Origin of the sequence: Paraburkholderia phytofirmans OLGA172, from assembly GCF_001634365.1 — a bacterium.
In the GTDB taxonomy this organism is placed as follows: domain Bacteria; phylum Pseudomonadota; class Gammaproteobacteria; order Burkholderiales; family Burkholderiaceae; genus Paraburkholderia.
Genome location: NZ_CP014578.1, coordinates 3,422,467 through 3,439,416, shown reverse-complemented (window position 1 = coordinate 3,439,416; position 16,950 = coordinate 3,422,467). Strand labels below are relative to the sequence as shown.

Genomic DNA, 16,950 nt, shown 5'->3' with positions numbered 1-16,950 from the left:
CGCGAGCATCTCGCGCCGGGCCGGCCTCTAATGCCCTGTGGTTATGAAAAGATCGTAATTGATTATTAAAGAGAATGACGGTGCTGCGGTAGAATTGCGCGCTCAAATCCTAATAAAAGCAACGGCGGCCGCTTGTCAGGAGCGCACAACGCTCGTTGGCGAACTCCGCCGTTTCGTTTTTCCATGATCGAAATACGCAATATTTCTCAGCGGTTCGCCGGGCCCCGGGGCTGGGTCGAGGCGTTGCACAACGTCAATCTGTCGATTCCGGCGGGTGAGGTGTTCGGCATCATTGGCCGCAGCGGCGCGGGCAAGAGTACGCTCGTGCGCACCCTTAACCTGCTGACGCGCCCGAGCGAAGGCAACATCGTCGTCAACGGCCGCGATCTGACGACGCTGCCCGCCGCGCAATTGCGCGAGGCGCGTCGCGAAATCGGCATGATTTTCCAGCACTTCAACCTGCTGTCGTCGCGCACGGTGTACGAGAACGTGGCCTTGCCGCTCGAACTCGCCGGCATGAAGCGCGACGAGATCGAGGCGAACGTGCTGCCGCTACTCGAACTGGTCGGCCTGTCGGCGCAGAAGGATCGTTATCCGGCGCAGATCAGCGGCGGGCAGAAGCAGCGCGTCGGCATCGCGCGTGCGTTGGCGAGCAAGCCGAAGGTGCTGCTCTCCGACGAAGCGACTTCGGCGCTCGATCCCGAAACCACGCGCGCGATCCTCGAACTGCTCAAGCGTATCAATCGCGAACTTAACCTGACGATCGTACTGATTACGCACCAGATGGACGTGATCAAGCAGGTCTGCGACCGCGTCGCGGTGCTGGACGCGGGCCGTGTGGTCGAACAGGGCAAGGTCATCGACGTGTTCCTGCAACCGCATCACGAAGTCACGCGCGCGCTGATCGGCGACGTGATCGCGCAGGAACTGCCGCCCGCGATGAAGGCGCGCGTGGCCGAACGCCTGAAGACCGGCAGCGGACATTTGCTGCGCCTCGCGTTCACCGGGTCGGGTGTCGATCAGCCGATCCTGTCGGAAACGATTCGCCGCTACGAACTCGACTTCAACATCCTGCACGGCCAGATCGACGAGATCCAGGGGCAGGCGTTCGGCTCGCTCGCGGTGTTGGCGGGCGGCGAACCGGCAAAGGTGGCAGAGGCGCTGACGTATCTGCGCGAACAGGGTGTGGTGGTCGAGGAGCTGTCGTATGTTGAGTGAAATGTTCGATATGTTCGTCCAGTCGTTCTGGGAAACGCTCGTGATGGTGGGCATCTCCGGACTGGTCGGCGCAGCGGTCGGCCTGCCGCTCGGCGTGCTGCTGTATCTGACCGACCGTCAGGGCGTGCTGCAGAATATCGCGGTGAATCGCGTGATAGGGGGAATCGTCAACGCGGTGCGCTCGACGCCGTTCATCATTTTGCTGGTCGCAGTGATTCCGTTCACACGCCTCGTAGTGGGTTCGTCGATCGGCACGGCTGCGGCCGTGGTGCCGCTGACGATCGCCGCAGCGCCGTTTATCGCGCGTCTGGTTGAGACAGCTTTGCGCGAAGTCGATCGCGGTCTGATCGAAGCGGCGCAGGCCATGGGCGCGACCACTAGTCAGATCGTCTTCAAGGTGCTGTTGCCGGAATCGCTGCCGGGCGTGGTCGCCGGGTTGACGATTACCTTCGTGTCGCTGGTCGGGTATTCAGCGATGGCCGGTGCGATCGGCGGTGGCGGGCTCGGCGATCTGGGCATTCGTTACGGGTATCAGCGTTTCCTGCCGGAAGTGATGGTGACGGTCGTGGTGATCCTGATCGTCTTCGTGCAACTGGTGCAGTCATTCGGGGATTGGCTCGTGCGTCGTTTGAGCCATAAATAAACAGAGGCTATCGGAGCCTTTCGAGAAAACGCCGCGCGCCGCAAGTTTTCCGCTCCGCAGGGAGGCCCCCGCTCCGAAGGAAGTCCCCCGCCCCTTGGGGGGATTGGGGGATCGCCTCCTCGGGGAGGCGGGCGCGAAGCGACAGGTTTTGGGGCACGCTCAACAGAATTGCCAGATTCGGAAAAGGTCCATCATGCAACGTCGTTTCATTCTCAAGCTGGCCGCCACGCTTGGCGCCGCGTCGCTGTTCGCTGCCGCCACGGCGGCTCGTGCCGAAGACGCGATCAAGGTCGGCGTCACCGGCGGCCCGCACGCGCAGATCATGGAAGTCGTGAAGACGGTCGCGGCAAGGAACGGCCTGAACATCAAGATCGTTGAGTTTTCCGACTACGTCCAGCCGAACGCGGCGCTCGCCGGCGGCGACCTGGACGCGAACAGCTACCAGCACGACCCGTACTTGCAGGCCCAGGTGAAGGACCGCGGCTACCAGCTGATCCGCGTTGCCGATACGGTCACGTACCCGATGGGCCTCTACTCGAAGAAAGTGAAGACGCTGGCTGAATTGCAGCCGGGCGCGAAGATCGCGGTGCCGAACGATCCGACCAATGGCGGCCGGGCACTCCTGTTGCTGCAAAAGCAGGGTCTGCTGAAGCTGCGCGCGGACGCAGGTCTCAGGGCGACGCCGCTCGACATCGTCGACAACCCGAAGAAGCTGAAGATAGTCGAACTCGACGCCGCGCAAATTCCGCGTTCGCTGAACGACGTGGACGCCGCCGCGATCAATACGAACTTTGCGATGGAAGCGGGTCTGAAGCCCAGGCAGGACGCCATCGCGATCGAAGACCCGAAGGGCCCCTACGTGAACATCATCGCAATCCGCGAAGCTGACAAAAACAAGCCGTGGGTGGCGAAACTGGTCGCGGCGTATCATTCGCCGGAAGTGAAGCAGTTCGTCGAGAGCAAATTCGGTGGGGCGGTGATCGCGGCCTGGTGATGTGACGGCCGGCTTTTCGACCGTTTTCCCCGGCTGTGGGCATAGCAAGACACGACGGCAATGTAAAATTAGAGTCGTAAGTCTTAACCCGGGGTTGTCGCCCGGGTTTTTTCGAGATTAAAATAGAACGATCGTTCGATATTGTCGTCACGCCGCTGAGGAGCGATATCCTTCTGCTAGAGCGCCCGCGACGCGGTTGCCCTAAGGGCAGTCGTTATAATGATCGTTGGGCTGACGTATTCGTAACTTTGGAGCGTGTGCATGAAAATCCTGGTGCCAGTCAAGAGAGTGGTCGATTACAACGTGAAAGTCCGGGTCAAATCGGACGGCACGGGCGTCGACATCGCGAACGTGAAGATGTCGATGAATCCGTTCGACGAAATCGCGGTTGAAGAAGCGGTTCGTCTGAGGGAAGCGGGCGTGGCGACCGAAGTGATCGCCGTGTCGGCGGGTGTGACGCAAGCGCAGGAAACGCTGCGCACGGCGCTGGCGATCGGCGCGGACCGCGCGATCCTGATCGAGTCGAACGAAGACCTGCAGCCGCTGGCCGTCGCCAAGCTGCTCAAGGCGCTGGTCGACAAGGAACAGCCTGGGCTGGTGATTCTCGGCAAGCAGGCCATCGACGACGATTCGAACCAGACCGGCCAAATGCTCGCTGCGCTGGCGAATCTTCCGCAAGCGACGTTCGCCTCGAAGGTTGTCGTTGCCGATGGTAAAGCTACGGTTTCGCGCGAAGTCGACGGCGGCGCGGAAACGCTGTCGCTGACCTTGCCCGCTGTGGTCACGACCGACCTGCGCCTGAACGAGCCGCGCTATGTGACGCTGCCGAACATCATGAAGGCGAAGAAGAAGCCGCTGGAAGTCATCAAGCCGGAAGATCTCGGCGTTGACGTGACGCCGCGCCTGAAGACGCTGAAGGTCGTCGAGCCGCCGAAGCGCTCTGCCGGTGTGATGGTGCCGGATGTGAAGACGCTGGTCGAGAAGCTGAAGACCGAAGCCAAGGTGCTGTAAGGAGACGGACGAAATGACGAATCTGGTAATTGCAGAACACGATAACGCATCGATCAAGGCCGCGACGCTGAACACGATCGCAGCCGCGCAGAAGATTGGCGGTGATATCCACGTGCTGGTGGCAGGCCACAACGCACAAGCCGCAGCGGATGCGGCAGCGAAGATCGCTGGCGTGAGCAAGGTGCTGCTGGCCGACGCGCCGCAACTGGCAGCGGGCTTGGCAGAAAACGTCGAAGCGACGGTGATGAACATCGCGAAGGACTACACGCACATCCTCGCGCCGGCGACTGCTTACGGTAAAAACATCGCACCGCGTATTGCCGCGAAGCTGGATGTCGCACAGATCAGCGACATCACCGCAGTGGACAGCGCAGACACGTTCGAGCGCCCGATCTACGCCGGCAACGCCATCGCCACCGTGCAATCGGCTGACCCGATCAAGGTCATCACGGTCCGCACGACCGGTTTTGATGCCGTGGCGGCCGAAGGCGGCAGCGCAGCGGTCGAGAAGATCGAAGCCGCAGCCGACACCGGCCTGTCGCAGTTCGTGAGCCGTGAAGTGACGAAGCTGGACCGTCCGGAACTGACTTCGGCGAAGATCATCGTCTCGGGCGGCCGTGGTCTGGGCAACGGCGAGAACTACACCAAGGTTCTGGAACCGCTGGCGGACAAGCTGAACGCAGCGCTGGGCGCATCACGCGCAGCCGTCGATGCGGGCTTCGTGCCGAACGACTATCAGGTCGGCCAGACCGGCAAGATCGTCGCGCCGCAACTGTACGTGGCCGTCGGCATCTCGGGTGCGATCCAGCATCTGGCCGGGATGAAAGACTCGAAGGTGATCGTCGCGATCAACAAGGACCCGGAAGCGCCGATTTTCAGCGTCGCCGATTACGGTTTGGTGGGCGATCTGTTCACGCTCGTGCCGGAACTTGTTAGCGAACTCGGCTAAGCGCCGCAGCGCCGGTTAACAGGCGTCTGGCAGCACACGAAAGGGCGTGGGACCTAACAAGTCCGGCGCCCTTTTTATATCGAAAGACCGGAGGAGAACTGGCATGAGCTATACGGCACCCATCAAGGACATGCTGTTCGTGATGAAAGAATTGGCCGCGCTCGAAGACATCGCGACCTTGCCTGGCTTCGAAGACGCGAACCTCGACACGGCTCAGGCCGTGCTCGAAGAGTCGGCGAAACTGTGCGGCGAAGTGCTGGCGCCGCTGAACGTCGAAGGCGATCGCAATCCGAGCAGCTGGAAGGATGGCGTGGTTACCGCGACGCCCGGCTTCAAGGAGGCGTTCCGCCAGTTCGTGGAAGGCGGCTGGCAAGGCGTGCAGCATCCGCTCGACTACGACGGCCAGGGCCTGCCGAAGCTGATCGCGACACCGTGCATCGAAATGCTCAATGCGTCGAACCTCTCGTTCGCGCTGTGTCCGCTGCTGACCGACGGCGCGATCGAAGCGCTGCTCACCGCCGGCACCGAAGCGCAAAAACAGACCTACGTGCCCAGGCTGATTTCCGGCGAGTGGACTGGCACGATGAACCTGACCGAGCCGCAGGCCGGTTCCGATCTCGCGCTGGTGCGCACGCGCGCCGAACCGCAAGGCGATGGTTCGTTCAAGCTGTTCGGCACCAAGATCTTCATTACGTGGGGCGAGCATGACATGGCGCAGAACATCGCCCATCTCGTGCTGGCGCGCACCCCGAACGCACCGGAAGGCGTGAAGGGCATTTCGCTCTTCATCGTGCCGAAGTTTCTCGTCAATGAAGACGGTTCGCTCGGCGAGCGTAACGATGTGCACTGCGTGTCGATCGAGCACAAGCTCGGCATCAAGGCGAGCCCCACCGCGGTGCTGCAGTTCGGCGACCACGGCGGCGCGATCGGTCATCTGATCGGCGAAGAAAATCGCGGCCTCGAGTACATGTTCATCATGATGAACGCGGCGCGTTTCGCGGTGGGCATGCAGGGCGTGGGCGTCTCGGACCGGGCGTATCAGAAGGCCGTGGCGTACGCGAAGGATCGCGTGCAAAGCCGCCCGGTGGACGGCTCGGCGAAGCAATCGGTGGCAATCATCCAGCATCCGGACGTGCGCCGCATGCTCGCGACGATGCGTGGCCTCACCGAAGCATCGCGCGCATTGGCGTATGTCGCCGCGGCTCACTGCGATATCGCGCATCGTCATCCTGACGAAGCAAAACGCGCCGGACATCAGGCGATCTACGAATACCTCGTGCCGATCGTGAAGGGCTGGAGCACGGAGCTGTCGATCGACGTGACGAGCCTCGGCGTGCAGGTGCACGGCGGCATGGGTTTCATCGAAGAAACGGGCGCCGCGCAGTACTACCGCGACGCGCGCATTCTGCCGATTTACGAAGGGACGACCGCGATCCAGGCCAACGACCTGATCGGCCGCAAGACTGTGCGCGACGGCGGCAAGGTGGCGAAGTCGCTGCTGGCCGGCGTAGCAGAAACGATCGAGGCGCTCGGCACGCAGCAGGGTGCGGCGTTCGAATCGATGAAGAAGTATCTGGCGCAAGGTCATCGCTCGCTCACCGCGGCGGTCGATTTCGTTGTTGCCAACACGAAGGACGATCCGAACGCGGTGTTCGCCGGCAGCGTGCCATATCTGAAGCTCGCGGGCATCGTGCTGGGCGGCTGGCAGATGGCGCGTGCGCTGCTCGTGGCGGCTGAAAAGCGCGCCGAAGATCCGTCGTTCTACGGTGCGAAGATCGCGACCGCGCAGTTCTATGCCGAGCATGTGCTGCCGCAGGCGTCGGCGCTCGAAGCGTCGATCGTTACCGCGAAGAGCGGGGAGAGTGTGCTGGCGTTGTCGGAAGATCAGTTCTGATGCTGCACTTCTTCTCTCGAGCTATGTAGCGAAAGCTCGTGCGAAAAGACAAACGGCGCCCTGTGAGGCGCCGTTTGTCTTTGTCAGGCCGGTTTGTCTGCGATGACGAACCGGCGCAACCGCTCGCGAAGCGTTAATCGTTAATCCCTAAACCTCAAGCATAAGCCGGGCGATGCGCACCGCCGGTCTCGCCGAGATAGCGATGCACCGACAGATCGTCCGCCTTGATCGCGGGTTGCTTGCCCGACATCACGTCGGCCAGCAGTTGCCCCGAGCCGCACGACATCGTCCAGCCCAGCGTACCGTGACCCGTATTCAGGAACAGGTTCGGCACCGGCGTGCGGCCGACGATCGGCGTGCCGTCCGGTGTCATCGGACGCAGGCCAGTCCAGAAGGTGGCCTTCGACGTATCGCCGCCGCCCGGGAACAGATCGTTCACGCATAGTTCCAGCGTTTCGCGGCGCGCCTGGCGCAACGATTTGTCGAAGCCGACGATCTCCGCCATGCCGCCGACGCGAATCCGGTCGTCGAAGCGCGTGATCGCGATCTTGTAGGTCTCGTCGAGTACGGTCGAAATCGGCGCGGACGCTTCGTTGACGATCGGCGCGGTGATCGAATACCCCTTGAGCGGGTAGACCGGAATCTTCACGAGGCCGGACAGGAATTTCGTTGAGTACGAACCGAGCGCCACGACAAACGAATCCGCGCGCACCAGTTCATTACCGCATTGCACGCCGGCGATGCGCTCGCCCGCCATGGCGAATGAGTCGATCGGCGTGTTGTAGCGGAACTTGACGCCCAGTTGCTCGGCCAGCGCGGCGAGGCGCGTGGTGAACATCTGGCAGTCGCCGGTTTCGTCGCCCGGCAGGCGCAGGCCGCCCGTCAGCTTGTGCGAGACCGCGGCGAGCGCCGGTTCGGCTTTTGCGAGCTCGGCCGGCGACAGCAGTTCATACGGCACGTTGGCATCCCGCAGCACGGCGATGTCTTTCGCGGCGCCGTCGAACTGCTGTTGCGTGCGGAATACCTGCAGCGTGCCGCCGGTGCGGCCTTCGTACTGGATGCTGGTTTCGGCGCGCAGCGCTTGCAAACAGTCGCGGCTGTATTCGGCGAGGCGGACCATGCGGCCCTTGTTCACCGCATAACGCGACGACGTGCAGTTCTGCAGCATCTGCCACATCCATTGCAACTGGAATTGCGTGCCGTCGAGGCGGATCGCCAGCGGCGCATGCTTCTGGAACATCCATTTGACGGCCTTCAGCGGCACGCCCGGCGCCGCCCACGGCGACGCGTAGCCCGGCGAAATCTGGCCGGCATTGGCAAAGCTGGTTTCGAGCGCCGGGCCGGCCTCGCGATCGATCACCGTGACTTCATGACCGGCACGCGCCAGATAATAAGCACTCGTCACCCCGACGACGCCACTGCCCAAAACGACGACTCGCATAGCTGCTCCAGAGAAAGGTCTGAGGGCGGTGCGCTCGTCGATTCGTTGGAATTCATTCGATTAACGAGGTGTAACGCTGATCGCCCAGTGTTAACCGCTATACTATTAACAGTCAGGTAGGTTTTGTTATCGTATTTTCAAGATTTTCAGCAAAAACACTATGCGTACACAACGCCAACCGGTCCGGGCCCTCGACAAACTCGATCACAAGATCCTGCGGCTCCTGCAACAGGACGGCCGGATGGCAATGAAAGACCTTGCCGAACAGGTCGGGCTGTCCGTTACGCCTTGCATCGAGCGGGTCAAGCGGATGGAGCGCGACGGCGTGATCACCGGCTATCACGCAAGGGTGAACCCGGCTGAGCTGGGCGCGGCGCTGCTGGTATTCGTCGAGATTACGCTCGATCACAAAAGCGGCAACATGTTCGACCAGTTCCGCCGCGAGGTGCAGAAGATCCCCGAGGTGCTGGAGTGCCACCTCGTCTCCGGCGACTTCGACTACCTGATCAAGGCGCGCATCGGTGAAATGGCCGACTACCGCAAACTGCTGGGTGACATCCTGCTGCAACTGCCCGGCGCGGTGCAGTCGAAGAGCTACGTGGTGATGGAAGAAATCAAGGAAACGCTGACGATTGCAGTTGGTGATTAGTTCGCGAGAAAGGTGCCTGGCTGGGCTCGACAAACGGCGTAAACACTGTATATTTATACAGGTGTTTTGCGCCGTTTTTGTTTTTGCGTGCTCCAGCCGTGACCGATTCCGACATCCACTCCGCTAGCGAATTTCCGATCGCTCCGCCCGCGCCTCGCAAGGGGCGCGGCGCGGTGACGAACCTGCAAGGCCGTTATGAAGTCGACCAGCGCGAAGTGGTGGACGACGGCTGGCTTGCGTCGCCGGAGGAAGGCGGCGAGCCCAAGGTCTTACGCACGCAGGTTTTCGAAGAGCGGGCCAAAACCATTCTCACGCGCAATGCATCGCCGGATATTCCGTTCAGCGTGTCGCTGAACCCGTATCGGGGCTGTGAGCATGGCTGTATCTACTGCTTTGCGCGGCCTACCCATAGTTATCTGGGGTTGTCGCCGGGGCTCGACTTCGAAAGCCGCATCTATGCAAAGATCAATGCGCCGGAATTGCTCGAGCGCGAGTTGTCGAAGAAGTCCTATGTGCCCGAGCCGATCGCGCTGGGCGTCAATACGGACGCCTGGCAACCCGCCGAGCGCGATTTGCGGCTTACTCGGCGGGTGATAGAAGTGCTCAGCGAGCGGAGCCATCCCTTCGCGGCGATCACCAAATCGTCGCTGATCGAGCGCGATCTCGATCTGCTCGCGCCTATGGCGGCGCGCGGGCAGTTCATGGCGGCCATCACGATCACCACGCTGGATGCGGATATCGCGCGCACGCTGGAGCCGCGTGCGGCCACGCCGTCGCGTCGATTGCGCACGATCCGTACGTTGAGCGAAGCGGGTATTCCCGTTGGCGTGAGCATCGCGCCGGTGATTCCATTCGTCACCGAGCCGGACATGGAGCGCGTGGTGGAGGCTTGTGCGCAAGCCGGTGCATGCAATGCGAGTTACATCGTGCTGCGCTTGCCGTGGGAAGTCGCGCCGCTTTTCAAGGATTGGCTCGCGGCGCATTTTCCCGATCGTGCTGACCGGGTGATGAGTCGCGTGCGCGATATGCGGGGCGGGAAAGACTACGACTCGAGCTTCTCCACTCGAATGAAGGGAGAAGGGTTGTGGGCGGACCTGTTGAAGCAACGCTTCCACAAGGCCGTGCGCCGGCTCGGGTTAAACCGGCGCGATCGCGGCATTCTGGACATGTCGCACTTTCGCCGGGTCGAACCGGTGCGTGCTGAACCGCCACCACGCCACGATTCGCAGTTGAACCTCTTTTAGCGCGGCGCGCGGGAGGTCATTGCGACAGCGCTTTGGCGGCCTCTACCTGACCTTCGAAGTAAGTCTGGAACGAGATCGCAAGGCCCGTCATCAGCAGGAACGCGCCGATCAGCAGCGAAAAGATCACGATGAAAATGACGGTCCAGCCAGAGTGGCTTTTGCGCTGGGTTTGCGCGTTGAACTGCGCATCCCATTTTTCATCCGGACGCAGGCCGTAGACGATCGCAGCCAGAAACGCGGAGAGCAGGGAAACGGCACCGAAAAACGCGAGCACCCAACCGGGCATCGAGGCCCGCTCGCTGGTCACCACCAGCATGGCGCCCGGAATCCCGATCAGCGTGCCAAGCAGATGAGCCCAGCCGTAAATGTCGCGCATGCCGTACAGATAGAAGCGGTGGGCGCCGAGACTGCCGAAGAAGAATGCCAGCGCGGCGGTAATCGTCTTGGATCTGAAATGCGAGGAAGTCGAAGCAAGCGTGGACATGTAGGCGAGAGCAGAGTGACAGGCGGTCGAAAGGAGCGGGGCGCCGGTGGGCACGGACCGACGCGCATTCTACGCCACGCTGTGTGGTGGCGGTCACGTGGTGTACGACCGTATGGACGCCGCGGCTGCTTGTGTCCGTCGTGGGTTGGGTGCGTGCGGGCCGCGTCGGCGGCCTCGGCGCGCAGTTGCGCAGCGGTTAAGGCTAAGGCGCGGAGTAGGTCACGCGGTAGACCGCGCCGGCGTAGTCGTCGCTGATCAGGAGCGAACCGTCGGGCATCGGTTGCACGTCGGCTGGGCGGCCCCATACCGCTTCGCCCGGTTGGAGCCAGCCAACGGCGAAGACTTCCTGATGCGCGTTGCTGCCGTCAGGGTTGGTGATCACCCGTACGACGCGGTAACCGACCTTCTTGCTGCGATTCCACGAACCGTGTTCGGCGATAAAAATATTGTCTCGATAGGCGGCCGGAAACATCGAGCCGCTGTAAAAGCGCATGCCGAGCGAGGCGACGTGTGCACCGAGTTTGACAACTGGCGGCGTGAAGGCGCTGCACGGGTGGTCTTTGCCGAACTCGGGGTCGGGCGTGTCGCCGCCATGGCAATACGGGAAACCGAAATCCATGCCGACGCGCGGTGCGCGGTTGAGTTTGTCGTCCGGTACGTCGTCGCCCATCATGTCGCGGCCGTTGTCGGTGAACCACAGCTCATGCGTCACCGGGTGCCACGCGAAGCCGACCGTATTGCGAACGCCGCGCGCTACGACTTCATAATGGCTGCCGTCCGGGTCCATGCGGCCGATCAGCCCAAAGCGGTCGCGGTCTTTCAGGCAGACGTTGCAGGGCGCGCCTTGCGGCACGTACAGCTTGCCGTCCGGCCCGAACGCAATGAATTTCCAGCCATGATGCGTTTCTGTCGGCAGTGTGTCGGTGACGACGGCTGGCTTGGGCGGGTCATTCAGATGGGCGTCGATCGCGTCGAAGCGTAGAATTTCAGACACTGCGGACACATACAGCGCGCCATCCCGCCACGCCACACCGGCCGGCGCTTCCAATCCGGAGCCAATCACGTGGCGAGCCGTCACGCGCCCATTCTGCAATTCGAGCGCGTAGACGTGGCCGTCAAGGCTGCCTATATAAAGAATGCCTTTCGGCGAGAGCGCCATGCCCCGCGCGCTGGGTACCGCGTCCGACAGGACCTCGATATGGAAGCCCGGTGGCAGTTTGATGCGCTCGACCGGCAGCGCGGCCAGCGCCGGCAGGGCAGTGGCGGCGAGCAACACCGTTGCGCCGGCTCGCAGGGCTTGAACGCGGACGGCGCTCGAAAAGCCGGCAAGCAGCGCAAAGCCGGCGATTCGCCGAAAGGCGGCGAATGAAGCGAAAAAAAACGCAGGCGGCAGCAGGAGTTTCACGGGCGCTCCGTCAGGTAATTCGGGCGTTTTGGCGTGGTCCGGGCTCCTCGCCTGGATGGCCGGCGCAACCCGGCCACTCAGTTTATCCCGGTAAGTGTTTGTTATGGCGTCGGTTTCCCGCTATAATCGCGTGTTTCAGTCGTTCCGAACCCCGGTTTTCAAGGATTCTAGTATGGTCATCATCCGCTTGGCTCGTGGCGGCTCCAAGAAGCGCCCGTTCTACAACATCGTCGCAACCGATTCGCGTAACCGTCGTGACGGCCGCTTCATCGAACGCGTTGGCTTCTACAACCCGGTCGCTACGAAGGGTGAGTCGCTGCGTATCGCTCAAGACCGCCTGACGTACTGGCAAGGCGTTGGCGCACAACTGTCGCCGACCGTCGAGCGTCTCGTGAAAGAAGCGCAAAAGGCGCAGCCGGCTGCTTAATGGCAGCTAGCATGCGTATCGTCGTCGGTTCGGCCGGCGGCTCGCGCAGCTTGCGTGAGCAGTCCGATGCGCGAGTTTTGCTGAAGCAGACGTCGAAGTTGGCAGCGAGGTTCTCTTCGAGGTTCCCTTATGTCTGAGCGTGATTCCGGCGGTTCAGGCCGCGCGAAGGCAAAAGTAGCAGCCCCGCGCGCGAAGACGTCTGATCAGGCGCCGTTCGGAGCATTCGTCCGCAAGCCGGTCGAACGGGCCGAAGGCAAGGCGAAAGCCGAAGTTGCAAGCGCCGGTTCCAACGCAGCAGGCATGCGCGCGGAAACGGCGGAGAGCTGGCCGGCCGATGCGGTCGAGGTCGGTGCAATTGTCGACGCTTACGGCCTCAAAGGCTGGGTCAAGGTAGCCGCGCACGCGGATGCCGGACACGGCGGCGACGCGTTGCTAAGCGCGAAGCGCTGGTGGTTGCTGAAAGGCCACGAGCGCAAATCGGCGCCGTCGTTACAGGCAAAAACGCATAGCGACAGTATCGTTGCCCATCTGGGCGGCGTAACTGACCGCGATGTGGCACTGGCACTGCGCGGCACGCGCGTTTATATCAGCCGCAGCGAATTTCCGGCCCTCGGGGCCGATGAATTCTACTGGGTCGACCTGCTCGGCCTGGATGTGGTGAACGTTGCCGGGGTCAACCTCGGCAAGGTTGCAGACATGATCGACAACGGTGCGCACTCGGTGTTGCGTATCGAATACCCGGATACCGACAAAAGCGGTAAGCCGGTCACCGGCGAGCGCTTGATCCCGTTCGTCGGCGTCTTTGTCAAAACGGTGGATCAGGCGGCGAAGCAGATCATCGTCGACTGGGAAGCCGATTACTAAATAACTCGCTGACTGGAGAGAGCGATGCAGTTCGATGTCGTGACGCTCTTTCCTGACATGTTTCGTGCGCTGACCGACTGGGGTATCACCAGCCGTGCGGCGAAGCAGGAGCGCTACGGGTTGCGTACGTGGAATCCACGCGATTTCACCACGGACAACTACCGCACAATCGACGATCGTCCTTACGGCGGCGGCCCCGGCATGGTCATGCTGGCCAAGCCCCTCGAAGACGCGATCGGCGCGGCGAAAGCGGCGCAGGCGGAGCAGGGCATCGGCGCGTCGCGCGTCGTGATGATGTCGCCGCAAGGCGCCACGCTGAATCACGATCGTGTCATGCAGTTCGCGGCCGAGCCCGGTCTGATCCTGTTGTGCGGGCGCTATGAAGCGATCGATCAGCGTTTGCTCGACCGTGTTGTCGACGAAGAAGTCAGTCTCGGCGACTTCGTGCTGTCCGGCGGGGAATTGCCGGCCATGGCGTTGATGGATGCCGTGGTGCGCCAGTTGCCCGGCGTGCTGAACGATTCACAATCGGCGGTGCAGGACAGTTTCGTCGACGTGCTGCTGGATTGTCCGCATTACACGCGTCCGGAGGAATACAACGGCGTGCGTGTGCCCGATGTGCTGCTCGGCGGCCATCATGCGGAAATCGAGGCATGGCGTCGGCGTGAGGCCTTGCGCAATACGCTGAACAAGCGGCCCGATCTGATCGTGAAGGCCAGAAAGTACAAGATGTTGAGCCGTGCCGACGAGGCATGGCTTACGAGTCTCGCGAAGGAAGTGTCGAAGGCGTAAAGCCTCGGTCTTTCGAGCGGACATAGGCGGTGCCGCACATGCGTGTACGGCGCCAGATGTGAACCCATCCTCTATCGGGGCCGTAGCCAGGCGCACCAGGTAAAACCAGCGCGAGGCAGGTACGAACGTCGACAAGATGGACTTAGGAGTCAGTGATGAATCTGATTGCAAAACTCGAGCAGGAAGAAATCGCGCGCGCCCTCGGCGAGAAGACCATCCCCGAATTCGCCCCCGGCGACACGGTGATCGTCAGCGTGAACGTGGTTGAAGGTACGCGTAAGCGTGTTCAGGCTTACGAAGGCGTCGTGATCGCCAAGCGTAACCGTGGTCTGAATTCGTCGTTCATCGTCCGCAAGATTTCGTCGGGCGAAGGCGTCGAGCGTACGTTCCAGACGTACTCGCCGCTGCTGGCAAGCATCGTCGTGAAGCGTCGTGGCGATGTGCGTCGTGCGAAGCTGTACTACCTGCGCGACCGTTCGGGCAAGTCGGCTCGGATCAAGGAAAAGCTGGTCGCGAAGAAAGACCGCGCTGCTCCGGAAGCGTAAAAGCTGTAAGAAAAAGCACCCCTCGCGGGTGCTTTTTTGTTTGCCAGGTCAAAATAGCGGCATGTCCCCTATCCGCTCATTCCGAGAGACCCGTTGATCCGCCCCGCCTTTGAGCCTGAAACTCTGCCTGTCGAAGCGACAGGTGCCGATCTGCCACCGGTCGTTGCCGGGCGCCTGACGCCCGACGGTCTGCGTGGGCGTTTCGCGCAGCGTCTTAGCTGGACGCCTGAACCCATTATCGAAGTGCCCTGGCGTGACGTGCGCGCCGATCCGCGCGTTGCCGCCGTGCTGGTGCCACTGGTCGTGCGCGACAACGGTCTCACCGTGCTGCTGACCCAACGTGCCGACCATCTGAACGACCACGCCGGCCAGGTAAGCTTTCCCGGCGGCCGTCATGAACCCTTCGACGCAGATTCGACCGCCACGGCATTGCGCGAGGCGCAGGAAGAAGTCGGACTCGAGCCGTCGAGGGTTGAAATTCTCGGTGCGTTGCCCGACTATTTGACGGGCACCGGGTTTCGCGTGTCGCCCGTGATCGGTCTCGTGCACCCGCCTTTCACGTTGAAAGTGGATGCACTCGAAGTGGCCGAAGTCTTCGAAGTGCCGCTCGCTTTTCTGATGGATCCTGCGAATCACGAAGAACGTGTGTTTCGTTATGAGGGCGGCGAGCGGCGCTTCTTCGCCATGCCCTATCCGCGAACCGCGTCGGCGTCCGAAGATCGCGAGGATCAGGTGGGTGGCCATCATTTCATCTGGGGCGCAACGGCGGCGATGCTGCGCAACTTCTATCGCTTTCTAGCGGCATAAGCTGCGTCGGTCTGTGCAGTTGTTGGGTGTTTGTCAACGTCCGCGCTCAGTCGCATCCGACCCTGTGCTATCGTTATAAAACAATCGTAAAAACTCGAAAAGCACGGCGCACCGCATGACTTTTTTCTCCGTATTGCTGGCTCTGATCATTGAACAGGTACGCGCGCTGTCGCCGAACAATCCGGTGTCCGCGTTGCTTCAATACCATGCGGAGTCGGCGGCGCACGGATTCGATGCCGGCAAGCCCAAGCATGGCCTGCTCGCATGGCTGGTGGTGGTGGTGCCCTGGACGCTGGCCGTCGCGCTCGTCTACTACGTGCTTTATCACATTCACTTTGCGCTGGCCTTCCTGTGGAACGTCGCGGTGCTGTACTTCACGCTCGGCTTCCGGCAGTTCAGCCATTACTTCACCGACATCCACCTCGCGTTGAACAACGACGATGTGCCGCGTGCGCGTGAAATCCTGAATGAATGGACCGGGCTCGACACCGTCGACATGCCCGTCAGCGAGATTGTGCGTCATACGCTGATTCACGCGGTGGTCGCATCGCATCGGCATGTGTTTGGCGTGTTCTTCTGGTTTCTGATTCCGGTTGGGCCGGCGGGCGCGGTGCTGTATCGGATTGCCGAGTATCTGGCGCGTGCATGGGCGCGGCCGGTCGACGATCGCACGGTGGCGTTTTCGAGTTTCGCGCAGCGCGCCTTTTTCGTGATCGACTGGGTGCCGGCGCGGCTCACGTCGCTGGGCTTTGCGATCGTCGGTAATTTTGAAGACGCGATTTATGCGTGGCGCAACCACGCGCGTCAGTGGCCGGATGCGAATGACGGCGTGTTGCTGGCCGCGGGCAGTGGGGCGCTGGGTGCGCGTCTGAGCGGGCCGCTCGCCGAGCCGTCGAGCCTCGACGCGTTGGCCACCGGCGACGGCGGCCCGATGCAGGTCGGCGACGACTGCACGCCGCGTACGCTGCAATCGGCGGTGGGTCTCGTGTGGCGCGCGGTGGTGCTGTGGATGATTCTGTTGCTGATGTTGACGATCGCGGTGTGGCTGGCCTGAGGCCGCTCGTTTGAGTCAGCGCGTGACTCACGCACCGCAGAAAAAAGCCGGGTAGTGAACTGCACCCCAAAGGTTGGATCGATGTCCAACTTTGCGGGGTCAGTTCATAGAACCCGGCTGTTTCATTGCTCACGCCACGATTACATGACCGATTAGTACCGGAGGCCTGGTCGCTTCACCCTCCATGAGCCGCGTCTAACCGCTTCAACCGTCCAGCGGATCGCGCGCCGTCCCACACTGCCAGCACACCGTGAACTGCGCCTCGAGCGTCTCCCCGCACTGACGGCATTGCCACGAAGGCGAGCCCGCCGCCGGCCCATGCGAAGCCGCATCGATCAGGCGCAGCGCCATCGCCTCGTCGCGTTCATCGACGAGCCATAGCTCCGGCGCGCACTGATCCGCCGGAATATCGCCGAGCGCGCCATTCAGATAACGGTTATGCAACTCGCAAGCGATGCCCGCCGTCTCCAGCACGTTGACCCAATGCTGTCCGATGATCAGATTAGGCGCGCGCATCAATTTCATCGTG

The 16,950-nt window shown here is 62.0% G+C and carries 18 protein-coding genes; 14 read left to right on the top strand and 4 right to left on the bottom strand.

Annotated elements, in window-relative coordinates; genetic code table 11:
* The first annotated feature begins 183 nt into the window (after nucleotides 1-183).
* From AYM40_RS15075 to AYM40_RS15050, 6 genes are all read left to right on the top strand, one after another.
* On the top strand, nucleotides 184-1,218 hold the full coding sequence (locus tag AYM40_RS15075; protein ID WP_063496905.1) for a methionine ABC transporter ATP-binding protein: 1,035 nt from the start codon (nucleotides 184-186) through the stop codon (nucleotides 1,216-1,218).
* Nucleotides 1,208-1,861, top strand: a complete 654-nt coding sequence (locus tag AYM40_RS15070) for a methionine ABC transporter permease (RefSeq protein ID WP_063496904.1) — start codon at nucleotides 1,208-1,210, stop codon at nucleotides 1,859-1,861. Before AYM40_RS15075 ends, AYM40_RS15070 begins: the two co-directional genes overlap by 11 nt.
* A gap of 193 nt (nucleotides 1,862-2,054) precedes the next feature.
* The gene (locus AYM40_RS15065; RefSeq protein WP_063496903.1) at nucleotides 2,055-2,855 is read left to right on the top strand and encodes a MetQ/NlpA family ABC transporter substrate-binding protein; all 801 of its coding nucleotides are present in this window, start codon (nucleotides 2,055-2,057) and stop codon (nucleotides 2,853-2,855) included.
* Nucleotides 2,856-3,116: 261 nt separating this feature from the next.
* The gene (locus AYM40_RS15060) at nucleotides 3,117-3,866 is read left to right on the top strand and encodes an electron transfer flavoprotein subunit beta/FixA family protein (RefSeq protein WP_063496902.1); all 750 of its coding nucleotides are present in this window, start codon (nucleotides 3,117-3,119) and stop codon (nucleotides 3,864-3,866) included.
* Between the two features lie 13 nt (nucleotides 3,867-3,879).
* Nucleotides 3,880-4,815 carry an electron transfer flavoprotein subunit alpha/FixB family protein gene (locus AYM40_RS15055; RefSeq protein ID WP_063496901.1) on the top strand — a complete coding sequence of 312 codons (936 nt, stop codon included), beginning with the start codon at nucleotides 3,880-3,882 and terminating at the stop codon, nucleotides 4,813-4,815.
* A 103-nt stretch (nucleotides 4,816-4,918) separates the two neighbouring features.
* Nucleotides 4,919-6,709 carry an acyl-CoA dehydrogenase gene (locus AYM40_RS15050; RefSeq protein WP_063496900.1) on the top strand — a complete coding sequence of 597 codons (1,791 nt, stop codon included), beginning with the start codon at nucleotides 4,919-4,921 and terminating at the stop codon, nucleotides 6,707-6,709.
* Nucleotides 6,710-6,863: 154 nt separating this feature from the next.
* On the opposite strand, the gene AYM40_RS15045 is transcribed toward AYM40_RS15050, so the two are convergent.
* On the bottom strand, nucleotides 6,864-8,150 hold the full coding sequence (locus AYM40_RS15045) for a D-amino acid dehydrogenase (protein ID WP_063496899.1): 1,287 nt from the start codon (nucleotides 8,148-8,150) through the stop codon (nucleotides 6,864-6,866).
* 160 nt (nucleotides 8,151-8,310) lie between these two features.
* Between AYM40_RS15045 and AYM40_RS15040 the strand changes: the two genes are divergently transcribed.
* Together AYM40_RS15040 and AYM40_RS15035 are read left to right on the top strand one after the other, a co-directional pair.
* On the top strand, nucleotides 8,311-8,799 hold the full coding sequence (locus AYM40_RS15040; RefSeq protein WP_007180908.1) for an Lrp/AsnC ligand binding domain-containing protein: 489 nt from the start codon (nucleotides 8,311-8,313) through the stop codon (nucleotides 8,797-8,799).
* A 98-nt stretch (nucleotides 8,800-8,897) separates the two neighbouring features.
* On the top strand, nucleotides 8,898-10,043 hold the full coding sequence (locus AYM40_RS15035) for a PA0069 family radical SAM protein (RefSeq protein WP_063498040.1): 1,146 nt from the start codon (nucleotides 8,898-8,900) through the stop codon (nucleotides 10,041-10,043).
* Nucleotides 10,044-10,059: 16 nt separating this feature from the next.
* Here the strand turns inward: AYM40_RS15035 and AYM40_RS15030 are convergent, their stop codons facing one another.
* Together AYM40_RS15030 and AYM40_RS15025 are read right to left on the bottom strand one after the other, a co-directional pair.
* On the bottom strand, nucleotides 10,060-10,527 hold the full coding sequence (locus AYM40_RS15030; protein ID WP_063496898.1) for an NINE protein: 468 nt from the start codon (nucleotides 10,525-10,527) through the stop codon (nucleotides 10,060-10,062).
* 202 nt (nucleotides 10,528-10,729) lie between these two features.
* Nucleotides 10,730-11,860: a PQQ-dependent sugar dehydrogenase gene (locus AYM40_RS15025; RefSeq protein ID WP_420488480.1), complete on the bottom strand. Its 1,131-nt coding sequence runs from the start codon at nucleotides 11,858-11,860 to the stop codon at nucleotides 10,730-10,732.
* 244 nt (nucleotides 11,861-12,104) lie between these two features.
* Here AYM40_RS15025 and rpsP point away from each other — a divergent pair, with 244 nt between their 5' ends.
* From rpsP to AYM40_RS14995, 6 genes are all read left to right on the top strand, one after another.
* Nucleotides 12,105-12,359 carry a 30S ribosomal protein S16 gene (gene rpsP / locus AYM40_RS15020; RefSeq protein WP_006050280.1) on the top strand — a complete coding sequence of 85 codons (255 nt, stop codon included), beginning with the start codon at nucleotides 12,105-12,107 and terminating at the stop codon, nucleotides 12,357-12,359.
* Nucleotides 12,360-12,488: 129 nt separating this feature from the next.
* Nucleotides 12,489-13,223, top strand: a complete 735-nt coding sequence (gene rimM / locus AYM40_RS15015) for a ribosome maturation factor RimM (protein WP_063496897.1) — start codon at nucleotides 12,489-12,491, stop codon at nucleotides 13,221-13,223.
* Between the two features lie 24 nt (nucleotides 13,224-13,247).
* Complete coding sequence (gene trmD, locus AYM40_RS15010; RefSeq protein WP_063496896.1) at nucleotides 13,248-14,015, top strand: tRNA (guanosine(37)-N1)-methyltransferase TrmD; 768 nt, start codon at nucleotides 13,248-13,250, stop codon at nucleotides 14,013-14,015.
* 155 nt (nucleotides 14,016-14,170) lie between these two features.
* Nucleotides 14,171-14,560: a 50S ribosomal protein L19 gene (gene rplS, locus AYM40_RS15005; RefSeq protein WP_007180916.1), complete on the top strand. Its 390-nt coding sequence runs from the start codon at nucleotides 14,171-14,173 to the stop codon at nucleotides 14,558-14,560.
* A 93-nt stretch (nucleotides 14,561-14,653) separates the two neighbouring features.
* Nucleotides 14,654-15,367 carry a CoA pyrophosphatase gene (locus tag AYM40_RS15000; protein WP_063496895.1) on the top strand — a complete coding sequence of 238 codons (714 nt, stop codon included), beginning with the start codon at nucleotides 14,654-14,656 and terminating at the stop codon, nucleotides 15,365-15,367.
* Between the two features lie 115 nt (nucleotides 15,368-15,482).
* Nucleotides 15,483-16,421, top strand: a complete 939-nt coding sequence (locus AYM40_RS14995) for a CobD/CbiB family protein (RefSeq protein ID WP_063496894.1) — start codon at nucleotides 15,483-15,485, stop codon at nucleotides 16,419-16,421.
* A 204-nt stretch (nucleotides 16,422-16,625) separates the two neighbouring features.
* Here the strand turns inward: AYM40_RS14995 and AYM40_RS14990 are convergent, their stop codons facing one another.
* Nucleotides 16,626-16,946 carry a putative signal transducing protein gene (locus AYM40_RS14990; protein WP_063496893.1) on the bottom strand — a complete coding sequence of 107 codons (321 nt, stop codon included), beginning with the start codon at nucleotides 16,944-16,946 and terminating at the stop codon, nucleotides 16,626-16,628.
* Nucleotides 16,947-16,950: the final 4 nt, after the last annotated feature.